Annotated in this window: 20 protein-coding genes; 9 read left to right on the top strand and 11 right to left on the bottom strand. The window is 63.9% G+C overall.

What is annotated here, in order from left to right:
- The first annotated feature begins 53 nt into the window (after positions 1 to 53).
- Entirely contained in the window at positions 54 to 893 is an 840-nt protein-coding gene (locus OU682_RS12525) for an ABC transporter permease (protein WP_268942466.1), read from the top strand.
- Here OU682_RS12525 and OU682_RS12520 read toward each other — a convergent pair whose 3' ends face one another.
- The gene (locus OU682_RS12520; RefSeq protein ID WP_268942465.1) at positions 894 to 1,100 is read right to left on the bottom strand and encodes a hypothetical protein; all 207 of its coding nucleotides are present in this window, start codon (positions 1,098 to 1,100) and stop codon (positions 894 to 896) included. It lies immediately after the preceding gene.
- 337 nt (positions 1,101 to 1,437) lie between these two features.
- On the opposite strand from OU682_RS12520, the gene OU682_RS12515 reads away from it, so the two are divergent.
- The 3 genes from OU682_RS12515 to OU682_RS12505 all read left to right on the top strand — a co-directional run bounded on the left by OU682_RS12515 (position 1,438) and on the right by OU682_RS12505 (position 4,658).
- Positions 1,438 to 2,337: a glycosyltransferase gene (locus OU682_RS12515; RefSeq protein ID WP_268942469.1), complete on the top strand. Its 900-nt coding sequence runs from the start codon at positions 1,438 to 1,440 to the stop codon at positions 2,335 to 2,337.
- 213 nt (positions 2,338 to 2,550) lie between these two features.
- Positions 2,551 to 3,333, top strand: a complete 783-nt coding sequence (locus OU682_RS12510; protein WP_268942464.1) for a hypothetical protein — start codon at positions 2,551 to 2,553, stop codon at positions 3,331 to 3,333.
- Between the two features lie 347 nt (positions 3,334 to 3,680).
- The gene (locus OU682_RS12505; RefSeq protein ID WP_268942463.1) at positions 3,681 to 4,658 is read left to right on the top strand and encodes a hypothetical protein; all 978 of its coding nucleotides are present in this window, start codon (positions 3,681 to 3,683) and stop codon (positions 4,656 to 4,658) included.
- Positions 4,659 to 4,693: 35 nt separating this feature from the next.
- Here the strand turns inward: OU682_RS12505 and OU682_RS12500 are convergent, their stop codons facing one another.
- The gene (locus OU682_RS12500) at positions 4,694 to 5,035 is read right to left on the bottom strand and encodes a hypothetical protein (RefSeq protein WP_268942461.1); all 342 of its coding nucleotides are present in this window, start codon (positions 5,033 to 5,035) and stop codon (positions 4,694 to 4,696) included.
- Between the two features lie 21 nt (positions 5,036 to 5,056).
- Here OU682_RS12500 and OU682_RS12495 point away from each other — a divergent pair, with 21 nt between their 5' ends.
- Positions 5,057 to 5,725 (top strand): hypothetical protein, encoded by a 669-nt coding sequence (locus OU682_RS12495; RefSeq protein ID WP_268942460.1) that lies wholly within the window; start codon positions 5,057 to 5,059, stop codon positions 5,723 to 5,725.
- A gap of 51 nt (positions 5,726 to 5,776) precedes the next feature.
- Here OU682_RS12495 and OU682_RS12490 read toward each other — a convergent pair whose 3' ends face one another.
- From OU682_RS12490 to OU682_RS12465, 6 genes are all read right to left on the bottom strand, one after another.
- Positions 5,777 to 7,999, bottom strand: coding sequence for a glycoside hydrolase family 99-like domain-containing protein (locus OU682_RS12490; protein WP_268942459.1), 2,223 nt, complete (start codon positions 7,997 to 7,999; stop codon positions 5,777 to 5,779).
- 23 nt (positions 8,000 to 8,022) lie between these two features.
- The gene (locus tag OU682_RS12485) at positions 8,023 to 8,184 is read right to left on the bottom strand and encodes a hypothetical protein (protein WP_268942457.1); all 162 of its coding nucleotides are present in this window, start codon (positions 8,182 to 8,184) and stop codon (positions 8,023 to 8,025) included.
- Positions 8,185 to 8,276: 92 nt separating this feature from the next.
- Positions 8,277 to 9,260, bottom strand: a complete 984-nt coding sequence (locus OU682_RS12480; protein ID WP_268942456.1) for a helix-turn-helix domain-containing protein — start codon at positions 9,258 to 9,260, stop codon at positions 8,277 to 8,279.
- A gap of 84 nt (positions 9,261 to 9,344) precedes the next feature.
- On the bottom strand, positions 9,345 to 12,419 hold the full coding sequence (locus OU682_RS12475; protein WP_268942455.1) for an efflux RND transporter permease subunit: 3,075 nt from the start codon (positions 12,417 to 12,419) through the stop codon (positions 9,345 to 9,347).
- Positions 12,416 to 13,522: an efflux RND transporter periplasmic adaptor subunit gene (locus tag OU682_RS12470; protein WP_268942454.1), complete on the bottom strand. Its 1,107-nt coding sequence runs from the start codon at positions 13,520 to 13,522 to the stop codon at positions 12,416 to 12,418. Before OU682_RS12470 ends, OU682_RS12475 begins: the two co-directional genes overlap by 4 nt.
- 137 nt (positions 13,523 to 13,659) lie before the next feature.
- Positions 13,660 to 14,949, bottom strand: a complete 1,290-nt coding sequence (locus OU682_RS12465) for an RNA-guided endonuclease InsQ/TnpB family protein (RefSeq protein WP_268942468.1) — start codon at positions 14,947 to 14,949, stop codon at positions 13,660 to 13,662.
- A 37-nt stretch (positions 14,950 to 14,986) separates the two neighbouring features.
- Between OU682_RS12465 and tnpA the strand changes: the two genes are divergently transcribed.
- Positions 14,987 to 15,388, top strand: a complete 402-nt coding sequence (gene tnpA, locus OU682_RS12460; protein WP_268942453.1) for an IS200/IS605 family transposase — start codon at positions 14,987 to 14,989, stop codon at positions 15,386 to 15,388.
- An 88-nt stretch (positions 15,389 to 15,476) separates the two neighbouring features.
- On the opposite strand, the gene OU682_RS12455 is transcribed toward tnpA, so the two are convergent.
- On the bottom strand, positions 15,477 to 15,863 hold the full coding sequence (locus OU682_RS12455; RefSeq protein ID WP_268942452.1) for a type II toxin-antitoxin system VapC family toxin: 387 nt from the start codon (positions 15,861 to 15,863) through the stop codon (positions 15,477 to 15,479).
- Positions 15,860 to 16,108 (bottom strand): type II toxin-antitoxin system Phd/YefM family antitoxin, encoded by a 249-nt coding sequence (locus OU682_RS12450; RefSeq protein ID WP_268942451.1) that lies wholly within the window; start codon positions 16,106 to 16,108, stop codon positions 15,860 to 15,862. The genes OU682_RS12455 and OU682_RS12450 overlap by 4 nt, the downstream gene beginning before the upstream one ends.
- Positions 16,109 to 16,271: 163 nt before the next feature.
- Here OU682_RS12450 and OU682_RS12445 point away from each other — a divergent pair, with 163 nt between their 5' ends.
- The 3 genes from OU682_RS12445 to OU682_RS12440 all read left to right on the top strand — a co-directional run bounded on the left by OU682_RS12445 (position 16,272) and on the right by OU682_RS12440 (position 17,839).
- Positions 16,272 to 16,907: a DsbA family protein gene (locus OU682_RS12445; protein ID WP_268942450.1), complete on the top strand. Its 636-nt coding sequence runs from the start codon at positions 16,272 to 16,274 to the stop codon at positions 16,905 to 16,907.
- A 203-nt stretch (positions 16,908 to 17,110) separates the two neighbouring features.
- Positions 17,111 to 17,461: a zinc ribbon domain-containing protein gene (locus tag OU682_RS24235; RefSeq protein WP_371832242.1), complete on the top strand. Its 351-nt coding sequence runs from the start codon at positions 17,111 to 17,113 to the stop codon at positions 17,459 to 17,461.
- A 216-nt stretch (positions 17,462 to 17,677) separates the two neighbouring features.
- Positions 17,678 to 17,839: a L,D-transpeptidase gene (locus OU682_RS12440; RefSeq protein ID WP_268942449.1), complete on the top strand. Its 162-nt coding sequence runs from the start codon at positions 17,678 to 17,680 to the stop codon at positions 17,837 to 17,839.
- A 52-nt stretch (positions 17,840 to 17,891) separates the two neighbouring features.
- Here the strand turns inward: OU682_RS12440 and OU682_RS12435 are convergent, their stop codons facing one another.
- Positions 17,892 to 18,668 carry a MetQ/NlpA family ABC transporter substrate-binding protein gene (locus tag OU682_RS12435; protein WP_268942448.1) on the bottom strand — a complete coding sequence of 259 codons (777 nt, stop codon included), beginning with the start codon at positions 18,666 to 18,668 and terminating at the stop codon, positions 17,892 to 17,894.
- Positions 18,669 to 18,678 lie beyond the last annotated feature (10 nt).

Below are 18,678 nucleotides of genomic sequence, written 5' to 3'. Positions count from 1 at the left end.
CAGTTCCAGCGCCCTGACGGGGGCGTGAACAGACAAGCGGCAGGTCACAGCCTATGTCCAAGATCACCTTTCCCTCGCCCGCGGTGGACCCCGGCTCGTCCGAGTCGCTGCGCCTGTCGCACCGGCACCGGTCCTTTTCCACCTTGCGGGCCATCAGCGCCCTTGTCCTGCGCGAGATGTCCACGACCAACGGGCGGTCCGCGGGCGGTTATCTGTGGGCCATCGCCGAGCCGGTGGCGGGCATCGTGCTGCTGACGCTGGTCTTTTCGCTGGTTCTGGCCAAGCCGCCGATCGGCACCAACTTCCCGATCTTCTATGCGACGGGCATGGTGCCGTTCATGTTCTACATGTCAATTTCCACCAAGGTTGCGCAATCCATTCAGTATTCCAAGACCCTGCTGGCCTATCCCGCGGTGACCTTCATGGACGCGCTTCTGGCGCGGATGATCATGAACGCCATTACGCAGTTGCTGGTGGCTTATCTGATCTTCGCGGCAATCCTGTTCTTCCAGCACACCCGGACCGATCCCCAGGCCGAAGGGATCGCGCTGTCGCTGTTCTTGGCTTTTTGCTTCGGCGCGGCCGTGGGCGTGATGAACTGTTTCCTGAACGAGGCCTTTCCCTGGTGGCAGCAGGTCTGGGCGATCCTGAACCGGCCGTTGTTCCTGGTCTCGTGCGTGCTGTTCGTCTATGACGACATCCCCACGCCCGCTGCCGATTACCTGTGGTACAACCCGCTGGTCCATATCGTCGGGCAGATGCGCAAGTCCTTCTATCCCTCCTATGCCGGAGATTATGTCAGCCCCGCCTATGTCCTGGGCGTGGCGCTGCTGGTCTATGCTCTGGGGCTGGCGCTGCTGATCCGCTATCACCGCGACCTGCAGAACAGCTGATCAACCCCGTGGGTCGATCAGCCGCGCAAGCACCGCGTCGCGGGTGATATAGCCGCCACCCTGGACCGGCAGGGCAGTCTTGTCCGCGAGAAGCCCTATGACCTGGCAGACCGGCATGTCGCGCGGGGCGGGATCGCCGCCCGCGCCGTCCGCCGCCTCGCCCGGCTGGATGACATCGGCGGCGGTCAGCACCTCAAGCGGATTCATGTGGATGCTCGAGCAGGGGCCGAAGACTCTCAAGGCGCTGCCGATCGAAACTGCGCAGTCTGCACACGTCCCGCAAACCAGCTCGCGTCCCTTCCTTGTTCAGTGCTTTCCGGCAGCCATAACACTCGGCTCCTTGGGTACTGCGAAACCCAAGAGAAAGACACCTTGCGCGTATACAATACGACGCGATTCTTACCGAAAACAGAAGAAGAACTCGGCACTGCTATACGCCGACGTAACTTGACAACGTATAGGGGTTAGGGCAGCGGAGTCTTTCAAGATGATCATATGATGCGCCCAGTTTAGAAAGACTACGTTGCCAGACGTCCTGATCTTGATGGCCACTCATAATGGTGAGCGTTTCTTGGTCGATCAGCTTGCCAGCATCGCCAGACAAAGTCATCGCGACTGGCGGCTGCTGATTTCGGATGATTCCTCGACCGATCGCAGCCGGCAGATCATCGGTGACTTCATCCGCACGCGTCCCGAAGGACAGGTCACCCTAGTCGAGGGTCCGGGCAGAGGCGCAACCGAGAACTTCCGCAGCCTCCTGCGCCAAGCGGATCTGGGATGCAGCTATCTGGCTTTCAGCGACCAGGACGATGTCTGGGAGCAGGATCATCTGTCGCGTGCCTTAGAGATCCTGTCGCGGCTTTCCGTTTCCCTGGCCGTCTATGGCTGCCGCATGCAGATATGCGACGAAAACCTGAAGCCGATCGGGCTGTCGGAGCAGCCGGCTGCGCCCCTGGCGTTCCGCAATGCCCTGGTGCAGAACATGCTCAGCGGCAATACCATGGTCATGACTTCTGCTGCCGCACATCTTCTGCAAAAGGCCGAATGCCAGGTAGGGCCTGTGCCGGTCCATGACTGGTGGGCCTATCAGATGATCACCGGAGCTGGGGGCGCGGCGATCCTGGACGCCGCACCCGGCGTCCTTTACCGGCAGCATGACAGCAATGTCATCGGTCTGGACCGGGGTCTGCGGGCGCTTTCCGCCAGAATCCGGGAGCATCTGGGCGGACGATACAAAAGCTGGGCATGGCAGAACAGCGCCGCGCTCCGGGCCGGCGCGGCTTTTCTGACACCGGAAAACCGCCGCTGCCTTGACGCCTTCACAAGGGCGCTTTCGGCGCCCCTGCCGCAGAAGATCGCCGGATTGCGCCGGTCGGGCATCTATCACCAAGGCCGCCGGGACCGTTTGGCCTTCTGGATGCTGGTGGCCCTTGGGAGGTTTTGATCACTGGAGGCGGTTGCTGCTAACGCATGAACCACACCGAAATGTTGCCAGGGCGATCGGCCGGAAATCACCCATAGTGTTTGTACAAACGGACGCCTAAGATGGACACATGATAAGAACGAAGCTGGAATACATCCACGAACGCCTCTTCCACCGGAAAGTGGAACAAATTCTGCTAATTGACTGCACCAGTCTCAAGGACGTCTTCACTTCATGAACTACCTGACGGTTGAGCCTCGCGCGTTTCTCTCCACGCGCCAGAATGTCGCTATTAGCTGGTCTCCGAAAGCAGGATGCTCACATGTTTTAGTGTGGTTTCTTCTACAGGAGAACCTGCTTCACGCTGCTAATCAATTTCATCGGTGGCCGCATAGCTTCCGCGCCCGTGTTTATGAGCAGAGCCAGGCTCGCGCAGGGCGTGTACGTCAATTGCTTAGTGACGGTCCTGAAGGATGGACGCTTATCAAGGTTACCCGCGACCCTCTCAAGCGCATGATCGCCTCCTTTCGACACTCGGTCGAATATTCCTTGATTGATGAACTTGTAGCCGAGCGGCTGGGCATCGACATGAAGCAGAAAGGACTGTCCCTGAGGGATTACACCACAGCCCTTTCCGGCCTTTCCTTGAAGCTCGACGGCGGGCTGGACATGCATGTCTGCAAGCAGGAACAGCCAATCTGGCACCAGCCTTTCCGCAAGATCATCACCATCAACATGGATGAATGCGATTTGAACGTCGCCTTGAACGCGGCCGCGCGGGAAACCGGTCTCAAGGAGATCGATTTCGGTCAGGTCGAAAAGCTCAAGTGGCTGCGGCGGGAACACTATGCCGAGGACGTGGACTTCGATCAGGCCGATGTGGTGGATTTCCGATTCAAGCGCGGAGAATGGCAGGGGAAGTTTCCCAAGACATCGTTGCAACGCGCGCCTGAAGCAGCCCAGTTTGCCCGCATCCTTTACGACAGTGACTTCGACCAGGTCAGAACCCGGGTCTGAGAAGCCCTCGGGTAGCTTTTCGGGTCTGCCTTGTTGCCGTCGTGAATGCGACGGGACCGTCGAGCTCAAGCTGAACTACCTGGTATAACACTTCTTCGGAAGATGCCTGATCGGTCCTGACGGTAAAGAACGGACAAGCGGCGCCTTGCCGGAGGCCCAACCATCGCCAGCTTGGCCTTTGCCCTCGCTGATAGTAGAGAGTGGCGCGAAACAGATCGGCGCGGGCCGCCATCGCAGCCCGCAGGCCGCGCCAAGGCGACTTTCCGAAGCAGGAGATTGCGGAAACACCATGATGAACCGTACCCAGCCAGTTGCGGGCGCCGGCACCCGGCAGGACGCTGCATAGCATGTCGCGCCTGATCATTCATGTCGGCACGCACAAGACGGCGACAACCCACATCCAGGACAGCTTTCACCGAAATCGAACCCTGCTGAGGCAACATGGGGTGATCTATCCACAAATCGGCGTCGCCCATGGCCAGCATAGCCTGGCCACGGCCTGGGTCAATCTTCCTGCCCAATACAGCATCGCAGACCCGCGGCAGGCCTGGCGAGACCTGGCGGCGGCATATGGTGGCGGCGACCAGACGGTCTTCGTCTCGTCCGAGGAACTGTCGCGGCTGCAGCCGACCTGCGTGGACATGGCCGATCTGGCACGCCTCACACAGGGCTTCGACGATGTGCGGATCATCTGCACGCTTCGCAACCAAGCCGGGTTCGTCCAGTCGATCTATCAGGAACTGTCTCGCGGCTTTGTGGTCGGACCCTGGGGGGCGATGTTCCACCGCGCGCTGGAAGGATCGCTGATTGCCGGTTTTGCGGTCGATTACAATCTTCTCTACGACCATCTTCTGACCGGCTTCCGGGCCGACCAGATCCGGTTCGTTTCCTATGACGCGGCCGTGCGATCGGAAAGGGGCATCCTCGGGGTGTTCCTGCAGGAAATCGGCGTGACCCTGGACGACGATCATGTCGCCCGCCTCAATGCAGGCCGGGCAAATGTGTCGCTGCCGCCCCTCGCGAACCTGCTGGCCAACGAGATGTCCCATCCCCAGGTGGCTCAGCCGCAGCTCGTACAGCGGCTGTGCGACTGCATCGCCGAATGCCTTCCCCCCGGCACGCGGACCACCATCTTCTCGCGCCCCGAGATGAACCGGCTGCGGGAAACGTTCGTCCCCTTGAACCGACGCCTTCTGGAACGCATCCGGCCTTTTCAGCCAGAGTTCGAACTGGCCGAGACACCGGAAAATGCGCCGCGGCTGTTTTATCGCAACCAGCTTGGCGAGGATTTCTGGCTTGGCACGCTGCGCCATTTGTCCCGCTAACCGGATCGCAAGGAATCGCTCTCTTGGCACGACTGCTATTGCATATTGGCGCCTATACGACGGCCATCAGTTATCTTCAGAAACTGTTTCACGGCAACCGCCAGCTTCTTGCGGAACACGGAATCCTCTATCCTGACGTCGGGCCGAACCCCGCGCACCACATCCTTGTGACGCCTTGGATCGACACCCCCGCGATCGGCGCCCACCATTATGGAAGCCGAAGCCTCGTGGATCGGCTGCTGGGCAAGAACCCGCATGAGGCGTTCTTTGACCGCTTCGTCAGGCAGCATGCGCACCGCAAGGGAACGGTGCTCTTGTCCGCGGAGGTCTTTTCCCGCGCCAAGCCGCAGCATGTCGATATGCGCGACCTTGCCCATCGCCTTGCCCCATTCGAGGATGTGCGGATCGTCTATACCGTGCGTCACCAGGCGGATTACATCCAGTCGATCTGGCTGCAGCTCGCGGTGATCGGCAAAGCCCCGCGCTTTGAGCCGTTCCTGGAGGCCGCTCTAGCGCAGCACCTTGCCTCGGGTCTCTGGGTGGACCATGGCAAGGTGATCGACCATGTGCTGACGGGGTTTTCGCCCGATCAGCTGGTGATTTTGGACCATGAAGCGACCCGGTGCCATCCTGACGGGGTGGCGGGGCTGTTTCTCGATCTCATGGGTTCACCGCTGCGCTTCGCGGATCTGCAGGACCTCGAACCGCGCGAGGCCGACGTTTCGCCGGATCCCTTGGCAACCTGGCTGGCCCATTCGACCCGCTGGCCGTCCCCCAGCGGAGCGGGACTGGTCAGGGCGTTCCAGACGTCCCTTGACCACATCCGCGAGCGGCACGGCAGGAAGCGCACGACGCTTTACAGCCGCGCGCAGTACAGGCAGATCGAGGAGACCTTTGCCGCAGACAACGACAAGCTAGCCGGATGGCTTCAGGCTAATCAGCCGGGCACAACGCTTTCGCCGCCCGCCGCACCGGACACCCTGCTGTTCCGAGAGGATCTGACTATTGCCGATTGGATTGGCCTGACCCGCCAGGTGGCGATGGGCCGCGCCAAGGATGGGGACTGACACCTATGCCCGGCCGGTCTTACACGGCCGGGCAAGAGGCCAGGCGCTCCCTCAATTGCCAGTCCTGCAAAAGCGCGACAACACTCGAAGATACAGATCCTCGTAGGTCATGCTGGGCTCCAGCACCGCCTTTTCCGCCCATTCGTTCCAAGCGTTGATGAACAGCTCGCACCGATAGGATCGGTCCAGCCCCGTTTCCGCCAGTGATCGCAGCCAGAGATTGAAGGACGCGGGATTGGCGCCATAGGCGATATGGGCTTTGTCACCCCGTCGTGCCGTATTGTCCCAAGACGGCATCACGCCCCTGATGGTATTGGCTGGAAGGGATTGCGCATATCTGTCCGAGACGGAGGTCTGGACGATGCGGGTATAGTCGTAGACCAAGCCTGAAAAGGAGCCCTTCGGTTCACGATCAAGAAGATTGCCACCTGGCCCGCCGAACAGGTAATCCTCTCCCTGCACTAGGCCATGTGGCGGCATTTCGATCCAGAAGTCGAAGCAATCGTCCTTGCGGTCGGTGTCATGGTCCAAGTGGAACAGGACGGCGCCGATCTCGACCTCGCCCACGCCATTCTGCCGCCACGCCTCCCGCAACCTGGTAACGGAGGCCGCGGCATCGGGCAGGTCGCTGGGGCGATAGATGACAAAGCGCGGCCGCGACCCATCTGGGCGCTGATACCGCTTGTCCCGCATGTAGGGCGCGCAATCATTCGCAAAGGCGGTCTCGAAGCCCTCGGGATAACTTTGCTCCAGAAGAACTGTCCCGGACATGCCGTCCCAGTTGCGCCGCCAGCTTTCATTCGCCCAGCACAGGTAGAACGGAAAGTCGATCTCCGGGCGCTTCAGCAAGTTGTCCAGCGGCTGTTCCAGGATCCTGCGGCCATTGAACCAGTAGTGATAAACACAGAACGCGTCGATGCCGGCCTGCCGTGCAAGTTCGGCCTGGCGGCCCATCACCTCTGGCAGGCGCAGATCGTAAAATCCCAGATCCCGGGGAAGCATCGGCTGCGTATGACCTGCGAACAAGGGTCTGGCGGTGACCACGTTTCTCCACTCGGTGAAGCCCCTGCCCCACCAGCTGTCGTTTTCCGGGGTTGGGTGGAACTGCGGCAGATAGAACGCGCTGACGTAACGCGGCACCGCCCGGACAGATGCTTTCTGCCGCCCCGTATCCAGTTCCGTCGTCTGGACGATCCCGTTGCCAAAGGCCTTGCACAAGGGCCCCAAGGCCCGTTCGAAGCCATGGGCAACCGTTCCATCGACCTGACCGTATTCGGTGTCGAAGCTGTCAGTGCCAAGCTGGAGCGCCTTAATCATGGCGATCATGTCTGGTTTCAGCCAATACATCGAACCCGCGGGAAAGCCACAATTCGCGCGATCCAGCTCTATCTCGAGGCGACGCAGGATTTGCTGGGTAACCTCGTAATTCGATCCCCACCATTTCTCATCGTTGTAATACTGCCCGTCTGCGACCCAAACGGACAGGGTATCGTCGGACAGGAAGCGCTCCAGCCTTGTCGCGACGGACTTCGGCGACAGCAATCCCTCGATCAGGTGCTGCCTCCACAGATCGCCGTCCATGCGATGCGGAGACTTCTTGGTGTGGATCTTGCATATCGCCTTGTAACCCGACAGCAGCCCGGCATTCACCAGGGCGACAAAGGGCAGGATGTCGCGGCCGCGGTTCTCCATCTGAACCACGGCGGCATCGGGGAAGGCTTCCTTGATCATCTGTTCGCAGTCATCCGTTGCCTCACCCCGATAGGCCAAGGTGACATACAGATCGAAGTCGATGGGCAGGCTTTTCAGGATCTTCTCGAACTCGGGCCAGAGTTCGAAATAATAGACATGCACGACAATGGCATAAAGGCTGGATTTTCTCTTCAGGGCACCAATGTTCGGCGTTCTGTCCAGGGGCAGTCTTTCGACCTGGGGAAGCTCCTTGGATATCCTGCTTTCAAAGCGGCCAGTTTGCGCATAATGAAGCAGGGGGGAAATACCAGCTTCGCGGACATCGGGATTGTATTTCAAATAGGCATAGGGGGAAAAGTCAGGATTTGGCCTGAACCCGTGTCCCTCGCCGTAGACGGCATAATGCCGTAGGGGAAATTTTTTGAAAAGCGGATGAATATGCGGATAGGCGCCAAGATAATATGTCTTGTCGAACAGGTTCGCAGCCTTGGTCGCGCGGATTAGATTTCTTTCGGACTTGTGGAGATTGAAGATCCGCAGGAACCGGAAAGCCCGCTGGGCGGCAGTGGAAATCTGTTGCATGGAACGTCCAACCATTCTCAATATCAAATCCTGCCGACAAGACGACACGAGAGGCTCATCCAGTTGGCCGGAGTCAGTGCATCCCTGAAGGTCAGGCCTGGTTCAGCAAGAAACCGTCTGTTCAATGCAAAGGTATCTTGGATCGTCGTTGTGTCGGTTCCGACATGCAGGATCAGCTTGGACATCAGGGCTTTCGATTGTCTTGCAGAGTCGGCTGCCTCCTATCATGTGCAAGCGTTGCTATACAACTCCGCCTGCGCCGGGCGGCGGACGCGCGCTAGAGCCCGGCCGCCCATAGCCGGAACCGCCGCGCCCCGGTGATTTCCCGGACCAGGCCCATGCGGCGCATCCGCGACAGCAGGCGTTCGGCGGTGTCGCGGCTGATTTGGGCCAGTTCCTCGACCTGAGCGGTGTGCAGCACCGGATGGGCAGCAAGCGCCGCGATGATGCGTGCGGGGTTCTGGCCCTTGATGGCGGCGCTGGCCTGGCGCGCCGCCTCGGCCCAATCGGCGATGCGGTCCAGCAGCCTGCAGGCGTCAGAGGCGCCCTGCGCCACGGCTGCCAGATGGCGCGACAGGCGCCGGTCGGGCGGCCCGCCGTCGGCCCAGATGGCCCGGCCATGGCGGCCCAAAGGCAGAAAGGCGAGGCTAGGGGTGGCGCGTGCCATGTCGCGGGCGGCCCAGACGGCGCCTTCGATCGCAGCTCCCTCGGGCGAGAGATCGGCCAGCCGCCACAGCATCCGCGACGCAGGCGCGCGGGCCAGGGGATGCAGCCTTGAAAGCCGCTCCATCGCCTCCAGGAAATCGGCGGCGGCAGCATCGAAATCCCCGCCTGAAGGGCGCGGTGACCATGCCGGATCCGCTCGATCCTCGGCCCGGTGCAGCGCCAGGAAATCGCGCAGCCGGGCCGGGTCGGACTGGCCTTCCAGCCGCCGCAGGGCCCAGCGGGCCTGCGCCATGGCCTGCAGGTCGGTGCCGGCACGGGCCGCCATAGCGTCCAGCCCAATCTCCTCGCGTGAGAGGGGGGTGCCTTGGGCGCGCAGCATCTCCTCAATCTCGATCAGGGCCATGCGGCGGGTGGCTCCCGCACGGGACTTGTCGTCCATCAAGGACAGCCGCGCCTCCAGACGACCGACGGCCAAGGCCGCCCCGGCCAGTTCGACTGCCAGCCCGGACTGGGCGGCCAGCCAGTCACCCGGATGAGGCCCGGTGGGCTGGTCGTCATCGCCAAGGCTTTGCCATGAAAGGTTGGAGACGCTCATATCCGCAGTATAGCGCATATCTACCGAACAACCAAGCTCCTGCCTTGGACTTCAAATACTCTCCACACAGGGCTTGGGGACGCATCACTCGGCCGCCACCGGTTCCGCCTCCGGCCTGCGACGTAGGCCTTCGATCAGCACATAGATCACCGGCGTGAGCAACAGCGTCAGCACGAAGGCCAGGGACAGCCCGCCCACGATCACCGTGCCGATGGCCTGGCGGCTTTCCGAGCCTGCGCCGGTGGCGATTGCCAGGGGCACCGCGCCCAGGACCGTGGCGATGGTGGTCATCATGACCGGGCGCAGCCGGGTGACGGCGCCCTGGCGCGCGGCGTCATGCAGGGACATTCCTTCCTCGCGCAACTGGTTGGCGAATTCAACAATCAGGATGCCGTTCTTGGCCATGATGCCGATCAGCAGGATCATCCCCACCTGGGAAAAGATGTTGACCGTCCCCGCGGTGATCAGCAGCGTCCCCACGGCGCCCGCCAGGCCCAAGGGCACCGTCAGCATGATCGTCAGGGGCGTGCGGAAGCTTTCGAACTGCGCCGCCAGGACCAGAAAGACGATCACCAGCGACATAGCAAAGACCGCGGCGATCCCGCCCGAGCTTTCCAGGTAGTCCTTGGCCTGACCTTCCCAGGCCAGGACCGCGCCGGCGGGCATCTCCGTCATCGCCTCCTCGACGGCCTCCATGGCACGGGCCAAATCCGTGCCGGGGGCCAGGTCTGCCTCCATCTCGACCGAGATTAACCGGTCGTAGCGGTTGACGGCGGGGGCTGTGGCGCCGGTCGCGATGCTGGCAAAGGCCGACAGCGGGATCAGGTCGCCCCGGTCGTTGCGCAGGAACACCGACAGCATGTCCTGGACGGAATCGCGATCCTCGGGCGAGGCCTGCAGGATCACCGGATATTGCCGCCCGTCGCGGGTATATTCGCCGACGCTTCGAGAGGCGAACAGGACCTGCAGGGTCTGCGCGATGGTTTCGGCATCAAGCCCCAGATCCTGGGCGCGGGTGCGGTCGATCGACAGGTTGGCGCCGGGCTGGTTGGCCGAATAGCTGACCTCGACCGAGGCGAGGCGCGGGTCATCCTCCAGCATCGCCGCCAGGTCGCCGGCCCATTCGGCGGTGCGCGCCATGTCCGGCCCGCCCAGCATCCAGCGGATATTGCCCTGCCCGCTGGACAGGCCAAGGCCCCCCGCGGCGCGGATAAAGGTCGCGGCCTCGGTGATGCGGGACAGTTCAGGACGCAGGCTGTCGATCACCGCCTCGACACTAACATCGCGGTCCTTCCAGGGGGCCAGGTTCACGAACAGCAAGGACCGGCGCAGTTCGCCCCAGGTGCCGACGATGGTGGTGACATTGGTGACGGTGCCGTCTGCACGCAGCGGTTCCAGAAGCACCTCGACCTTCCGGGTGGCCGCGTCGGTATAGGCCAGGTTCGACCCCTGCGGCGCGGTCACGGTGATGCGGATCTGGCCGCGATCCTCATCGGGGGTCAACTGGCGCGGCAGGTGCCCGTAGATGGCAAAGGCCGCGGCCATGGCAAAGGCGGTCACGGCCAGGATCGGCACCGGTCGGGCGATCAGCCGGTCGAGAACCGCGCCGTAGCCCCGCTCCAGCCCGTGGATCACCCGATTCACGCCGCGGGTCAGCACGTTGGGCCTTTCCTCGCGCGGCATGATGCGGGCCGCCAGCACCGGTGACAGGGTCAGCGCGACCAGCGCCGACACGGCCACGGCCACGGCCAGCACGATGCCGAATTCAGCGAACAGCTTGCCGATCTCGCCTTCCATGAAGCTGACGGGGACAAAGACCGCGACCAGGACGGCGGTGGTGGCGACCACGGCAAAGCTGACCTGGGCCGTGCCGTCGCGCGCGGCCTGCAATCGCGACTTGCCCATGGCGCGGTGGCGCTGGATGTTTTCCAGCACCACGATGGCGTCGTCCACCACCAGGCCGATGGCCAGGATCAGCGCGAACAGCGTCAGGATGTTGATGGAAAAGCCGAAGACCAGCATCGCCAGCCCCGCGCCCAGGGCCGAGATCGGGATGGTCACCACCGGGATCATCGACAGCCGCATCGATCCGAGGAACAGGAAGATAACCGCGATCACCAGGCCCACGGCCTCGGCAAAGACCTTGAGCACCTGGTGGATTGAGCTTTCGATGAAGACGGCCTCGTCGGCGGTGACGTCCAGGCTCATGCCCGGGGGCAGGGTGGGGCGGATGCGGTCCAGTTCCGCCCGGACCGCCTCGGATATGGCGACGGTATTGGCTTGGGCCTGCGGCTGGATGCCTAGGCCCAGCGAGATCAGCCCGTTGGCGCGAAAGATCGACTCGCGCTGTTCGGGACCTTCTTCGATGCGCGCCACGTCGCCAAGACGCAGGGGGCGGCCGGTGCCATCTTGGCCGCCATTTCCGATCACCACCTGCCGGAAGGCCTCGGCGCTGGAAAAGCGGGTCTGGGCCAGGACCTGAAGTTGCCGGGCGCCGGTCTCGATCTCGCCGGCGGGCAGTTCGACATTGTTGGATTCCAGCGCCGCGATGATGTCGCCGGTGGTGATGCCGTATGCGGCCATGCGCGACTGGTCCAGCCAGATGCGCATGGCAGGAGAGCGGGCCCCGAAGGTCGCGGTGTTGGCCACGCCCGGCAGGCGGGCGAAGCGGTCCACCAGAAAGCGGGTGGCGTAATCCGACAGCTGCACGGGTGTCATGTCGGGGCTCGACAGCGACAGGCGGACGACCGGGTCGCCTTCGCTGTCGTTCTTGTCCACGCGAGGGCGTTCGGCTTCCTCGGGCAGGCGGCCCACCACACGCTCGACGGCGTTGCGGACGTCGTTGGCGGCGGCGTCGATGTCGCGATTGGAATCGAAGGTCAGGACCGTGCGCATCCGCCCGCGTTCGGATTCTGTGGCCATCGAGGTGACGCCGCTGACGCCCGCCAGCGCGCCCTCGATCACCGAGGCGATTTGGCTGTCCACCACATCGGGGGCGGCGCCGGTATAGTCCACGCGAACGGTGACCTGGGCCGCCTCGACCTGGGGCAGTTCGCGCACCGGCAGGCGCGACATGGCGACGGCGCCGACCAGCACGATCAGCAGGTTCAGCACCGTGGCCATGACCGGCCGGCGCAGCGAAAGATTGGGCAGGCTCATCCGCCGCCCTCCGACAGAGCGGGCGTGGTCTCGACCCGCCGTTCCTGCGCCACGGCTTCGATGGCGCTGCCGTCGGACAGGCGATGCAGGTTGGTCACGATGACCCGCGCGGAGGGGGCAAGGCCCGAGACGACCTCGACCAGCCCGTCCTGCTGCTGGCCGGTGGTTATGTCCACCTGCCGGGCGGTGTTTCCTTCGGCCAGCATGATCAGCACCCGGTCGCCTTCGACCGTCAGCGCGTTTTCCGGGATTGCGGGGCGTTGCCGCTCGTCCAGGACCAGCCGGACCTGCAGGAACATCCCGCCGGCAAGCGCCCGGTCGTCGTTGCCGATCTCGGCCCGCAAGGCCAGGCTGCGGGTCGCGGCATCGACGCGGCTGTCGATGCGGCTGATGGTGCCTTGAAACACCCGCCCGGGCCAGGCGGCCGAGGTGAGTTCCACCCGCTGGCCGCGCTCCAGGCGGGGCAGCAGGGTTTCCGGGACGCTGAAATCGACCTCGATCACCGACAGGTCGTCCAGGGTGGCAATGGGGGTGGCGGTCTCGATCACCTGGCCTTCCACCAGGTCGGACAGGCCGATGACACCCGCAAAGGGCGCGCGCAGGCTGCGGTCCTCCAAGACCACCAGGGCGCCGTCGCGCTCGGCCTCGGCCCGCAGCAGCGCGGCGCGGGCGGTCTGATAGGCGGCGTCCGAGGCGCTGCCCGACCGGTTCAGGCTTTGCTGGCGTTCAAAGGCCGCCTGCGCCTCGGCCAAGGTCGCCTCGGCGGCCTTCAGGTTGGCCTGTTCGGCGCGGTCGTCCAGCTCGACCAGCACCGCGTCTGCCTCGACCCGGTCGCCGGGTTGAAAGGCGATGCGACTGATCCGGCCGCTGGATTCAGCCACCAGATCCACGGCCTGGCGGGCGCGCGCCGTGCCCACGGCGGTGACGGCATCGGCAAAGGTGACAAGCTCCGGGGTGATGGTCTCGACCCGCAGGGGGGCGTTGGTTCCCTGGGCGATCTCGGCAGGTTCCTGTGCCGCCAGCAGCCGCTCGGTCAGATAAAGCCCGCCCACGCCCGCAGCCAGGATCACGACCAATCCAAGGAAGGCCTTCACGGCGCGCATATGCTGTCTCCTTCGGGCGCCTGCCCCAGATGGCTGATCACAGAGTTCCCGATTATGTCCGCCGGAACAACCGTTATCGACGCGGTCCCGGACATTTAACATCTTCCCCGCCCTGAAGGACGGGGATTTCCTTTCGCTCATGTCGTGGCATCGAGCCCCTCCATGCGCGATGGAGTTGACGTCTCACAGGGGGGCAGTGCCTTACCCTCCACGTCCAGGGACGGAGTGTTCCCCCGCCCGGCTGTTTTCTCATCGGCCCCAGCCAGGGCCCGTTGCAGGATGACCCGCGCCGCATTGGTGTCGGCATGGGAGGCCGCGCCGCAGGCGGTGCAGGCGAAGATCGCTTGGCTTTCGCGGCTCCTCCTGTCCACATGTCCGCAGGCGCAGCAGGTCTGGCTGCTGTACGCAGCCGGAACCTTCACGAGGATGCCGCCGGTCTCGGTGAGCTTGTAGCCCAGCATGCGCTCGAGCGCATGCCAGCCGACATTGAGGATGGCGCGGTTCAGACCGGCCTTCTGCGCCACGTTGCGGCCCGGCGCCTCCAGCGTGCCGCGGGCGGAAGCCGTCATGCTGCGGGTCTGCAGGTCCTCGATGGCGATCATGCCATGATCCCGCACCAGCCGGCGCGACAGCACATGGGCCGTATGGCTCCGAGCACGGGCATCGCGGGCCTTCAGCTTGGCCAGCCGACGCTGCGCTTTCGCATAACGCTGCGAGCCGCGCTTGCGGCGCGACAGATCCTTCTGCGCGCGGCGGATCACCCGCTCCCGGCGCTTCACTGTGCCTGGCAGCCGGATCATCTCGCCGGTGGACAGCGCGAAAGGCACGGCCGCGCCGCGGTCGATGCCCACGGCGCTGTCAGGCACCGGGCGATCGGCGATCTCGCAGCGCGTGGCGATGGAGATCTCCCAGCCGCCGCCCGAGCGGCGGCGCACCGCGGCGTTGCGGATGTCGAGGCGACCATCGGCGCGCAAGCGCAGCGGCCGGGTCAGGCGCAGCCGGATCCAGCCGATCTTGGGCAGCTTCACCTCCGCCCATTTGCCGTTCAGTTGCCGGAGCTCGATCTCGCGGCCCGCCTGGCGGAAGCTGTCGTCCACGCCGCGCTTGCGCGGGCGGGGATACCCGGCCTTGCCGGCGAAGAAGTTCGCATAGGCCTGGTCCAGGTCGACCAGCGCCTGGTTCTGCGCGGTCTGGCTGACCGCCCCGATCCAGTCGAAGGCGCGGCGCAGCGCGGACAGCTCGCCCGAGGAACTCTTGGAGTGGAAATGGAGGCGGCTGCCGTCGCGGCACTGCCTGCCGCCCCAGATGCGCCTCTGCTCCAGCGCCAGGTTGTAGACCAGCCGCACCACGCCCACGGTCTGCGCGAGCATATCCTCGTGCTCGGGCGAGGGATTCAGAGTGTAGACATGGCCGCGGATACATTCCATATTCGCAAGCATATGATTTGGTCTAAGAGGCGTCAACATGGAATACCGCCAGGGAAGGCAGGTTGTCACCAGCCTGCACGTGCATTTGGTCTTTGTGACCAGATACCGCCGCGGCCTGTTTGACCAGGACGCCCTGGCGCGGCTCCGCGACGGCTTCGCGAAGGTCGCTTCCGACTTCGAGGCGCGCCTCGTGGAATGCGACGGCGAGGCCGACCATGTCCATCTCCTTCTGGAGTATCCGCCCACGGTGCAGCTCTCGAAGCTGATCAACTCCCTCAAGGGGGTAGGCTCACGGCTCCTCTTGCGCGATCGCGCGGATCTGCGGTGCCTGTGCCCCAAGGGGCTGTGGTCGCCAAGCTATTTTGCCGCCAGCTGCGGCGGCGCGCCGCTCTCGGTCATCGCGGACTACGTCCGGAGTCAGAGAACGCCGGCGGCATAAAGCAGCCCTATCCCTCCCCCACCTGAAGGAAGGGGCTTCCCGGGCGGTTGGGTGAAATCTGCAAGAGATTGTCTCGGGCCCGGCTTTTCTAGACGGGCCGGATCGGTCCGGGATAGGCGGCGATGCGGCTGTCGGCGGTCAGAAGCATCATTCCCTCGGCCAGGGCCTGCGCGATCAGGATGCGGTCGAAGGGATCGGCATGGACCCTTGGCAACCCGCCAAGGCCCAGGCAATGGCGCCCGGCGATCGGCAGTTCGGCGTAATCGTTGGCCAGCAGACCGGCGCGCAGCACGCCCGGATCGACGCGGAAATCGGGCCGGTCCAGCGCCCGCTTGATCGCCACCTCCCAGATCGAGGCGGCCGAGAACCACAGACGGTTCGCCGGATCGGCGATCATTGCCGTGGCCTCGGCCGACAGCCGGTCGGGCCGGAACGCGGCCCAGAGCAGCAGATGCGTGTCGAGAAGCAGGTTCATGGGTCAGGGCCGTCGCCGCCCTCAAACAGGGCGCGGATCCGGTCCTCGCCCATGCTGTCGAAATCCTCGGGGATCTCGGCCTGGGCTGCCAGGAAGCCCAGGCGGCGGGGGGCCTCCTCCTCGATCATGGAAACCTTGACAAGCGGCTTGCCCGCCCGCGCGATGACGAAAGGCTGCCCGCGGGCCGCATCCTCCACCAGGCGGGACAGATGGGTCTTGGCCTCGTGCATGTTCACGGTCTTCATGGAGATCCCCGGTTGGTTCAGTAAACTTAGTCCTTCCGATCCGGCCCTGCAACCGCGTGGCGGGGTGAAACCTCCGCCCTACGGTATTGTGACCGCAAGGCCGGTTCCCTCCGGCTCCGTCTGCGGCTTAGCTGGGTCCGATCCCGATCCGAAAGGCCTCGCCATGATTCCTCGCCGCCTTGTCCTGACCAGCGCTGCCGCCTGCGGGATCCTGGGGGCGCTGCCCGCGCATGCCACCGATCCGGCGCGTCCGAACCCGATGCCCGAGGAGTTGCGCAAGGCGCTGGAACGCGACCCGACCGCGCCGGTCCTGGGCAACCCGCAAGGCGACATCACCCTGTCGGTGTTCTTTGACTACAACTGCCCGCATTGCCGCAAGATGGTCGCGCCAATCCAGGCGCTGATTTCCTCGGACCGGCAGCTGCGCGTGGTTTATCGCGAATGGCCGATCTTCGGGGAAGGGTCAGAATTTGCCGCCCGCGCCTCGCTGGCGTACTTGCAGACGGGGAAATACTGGCAGTTCCACAGCACGCTGATGGCCATGAAGGACCGCGCGGCAGAAGTCAGCGTGATGCGCGTGGCCCGCAGGCTGGACCTGGATGAAACGACCCTGCGCCAAGGCATGGAGGCGGAAGCGGTGACCCGCCATATTGCGCTGTCCTTTCAGCTGGCCGAGCATATGGGCCTGATGGGCACGCCCACCTTCATCGCCGGCGACGAAGCGGTCTTCGGCGAACAAACCCGCGCCGATCTGGCGGCTCTTGTGGCGCGCGGGCGCAAGACGTTGGGCTTGGCCTGAGGCGCAAATTTTCTGACAATCGGGAATAATCTTAACTTTTTCCTCGTATCCCTTGCGAGCGGCGGCAAAAGCCGGCTTTCAGAACCGGCTGCGGACCTGCGCCACAAGGCCACCCGGCTGATCATCGACTGGTGCATCCGTCGCGGTGCTGGCGAGATCTATGTCGGCAACCCCTGCGGCGTTCAGGGCGGAAGCAGAACCGTATGACCTCCCAGCGGAAGATGGGGGCGAATATCCGCTACCTGTCCGGGAAGGCGACATCGGCCGGCATTCGGAGCTCCGATGGGGACGAGCGTGAAGCGTCCACCCCTTGTCCCGAATGCCGGTGTCGCCGCAAGGTGAGGGGCAGTGACTGGCGCTGCCCCGACTGCTGCTTCACAGGCCACAGGGATGTGATCGGAGCGGTCAACATGCACCGCTTGGCCTTCGGCACCAAAGTCACCGTTCCGCGTCGTTCCGATGGGACTGCGCCCGGGTCCGCCGCGCAAGCCGCGCCCCGCAAGCAGTATTCGCCCAGGCACGGGCCTTTCCGGCGTCATCGCGATCCGGACTGAAGCTTTCTCCAAACCTGCCCTATCGGCATCGCGGGGTCGGAAGACCCCGCGGGGTGCGCAAGCCCCATGCCGCGTCAGCGGGGAGGCACTGGAACAGAAACCCGCTCAGTTTACTGGATTGGGAGTGTCATGACATCACCCACTGAAATTCGGGATCGAACTTCTATCTGTTTTTTGGGATTTCCTATCCCAACGATCAAGACCGGGTCCGCGCCCTTGGCCGCGATCCGGAGGGGACATCTTCTCCATGGCCGCGGCCCCCGGGTCCAGAACCCGCCGCGCGACTGGACCCGCCGCTGCGCCGCCGTTACCGACCGCGAGATGGCCGAGACCTTCGCCCTTGTCCCGCCCGGCACGCCGATCCTCATCAGGCCATGAGGAAGGCCGCAGGTCGTTCCTGCGGCCCCTGGTTCTTCAAGACAATGCCGGCTTACCAGCTGGTCAGCACCGAGCCTTCGTATTTCTCGTCGATGAAGGCCTTCACCTCGGGGCTGTGATAGGCCTCGACCAGCTTCTTGGCCCAGTCCTGGTTTTCGTCGCCCTTGCGGACCACGATGATGTTCACATAAGGGCTGTCGGCCTTTTCCATGGCAATGGTGTCAGAGTTCGGGTTCAGGCCTGCCGCCAGCGCATAGTTGGTGTTGATGATTGAGGCGTCGGTATCGGCCAGCGACCGGGGCAGTTGCGCCGCGTCCAGTTCCAGGAAGGTCAGGTCCTTGGCATTTTCCGTCACGTCCAGCGGGGTCGGGACAAGCCCAGTGCCCTCAGCCAGCTTGATCAAGCCCAGGTCCTGCAGGATCAGAAGCGCGCGGCCGCCATTGGTCGGGTCGTTCGGGATGCCGATCTTGGCGCCTTCGGGCAGATCGGCGATGTCCTTCAGCTTGTCGGAATAGACTCCCATCGGCGTGGTGATTGTGGTGCCGATCTCGACCAGATCAAAGCCGCGGTCCTTGATCTGGTTTTCCAGATAGGGCCGGTGCTGGAAGCTGTTGGCCTGGATGTCGCCATCGGCAAGCGCGGTGTTCGGGATCACATAGTCGGAAAACTCGACCACCTCGATGGTCAGGCCCTTGGGTTCGGCGACCTTTGCGACCTCCTCCATGATCTCGGCATGTTCGCCGGGCGAGACGCCGACCTTGATGTCCTGCGCCATGGCGGCGGCAGCGGACAGGGCGAGGGCGGAAGCAACATTGGCAAGACGCAGCATCGGAGGGGTT

The sequence above is a fragment of the Paracoccus benzoatiresistens genome, assembly GCF_026913015.1.
In the GTDB taxonomy this organism is placed as follows: domain Bacteria; phylum Pseudomonadota; class Alphaproteobacteria; order Rhodobacterales; family Rhodobacteraceae; genus Paracoccus; species Paracoccus benzoatiresistens.
Note: the sequence above shows the minus strand (reverse complement) of the source record. Positions and strands in the feature narration are given on the sequence as shown.